This window comes from Arsenicibacter sp. R0_47 (assembly GCF_057652235.1).
Map to the genome: position 1 here is coordinate 1 of NZ_JBYFCJ010000118.1, position 467 is coordinate 467.

General features: G+C 63.6%; 1 pseudogene. It reads left to right on the plus strand.

The annotated features are described in order from the left end of the window. Positions 1 to 467: pseudogene (locus AC23NW_RS36280) on the plus strand (hypothetical protein); the annotation flags it as partial.

Genomic DNA, 467 nt, shown 5'->3' on the forward strand with positions numbered 1-467 from the left:
AGTGCCGGGACCTATTCGGTGGTAGTCACAGGGGCTAACGGCTGTACGGCCCTTACCTCGGCCACGGTGGTGAGCAGTTCGGCGGTGATTTCGGCCAGTCTGGTGGCCAGCGGGGCGATTAGCTGCAACACGCCATCGGTAACGCTGACAGCCAGCCCGTCAAGCCTGACCTATACCTTCAGTAGCGGGGCGACGCAGTTGGGATCGACCAACCAGGCGACGGTAAGTGCAGCGGGCACCTACTCCGTAACGGTGAGCGACGCGGGCGGCTGTACGGCGGTGGCGCAGGTAACGGTGACGAGCAATACCACCGCCCCGATGGGTGCCATGCTGACGGCGAGCGGAGGCGGTACGCTGACCTGTGCCCAAACAGCGCTGACCCTGACGGCCTCGGCTATGGGGACAAGCCTTAGTTATGTATTTGGCGGACCAGGCGTGGTAGCCCAAAGCGGAAATTCGGCGACGGT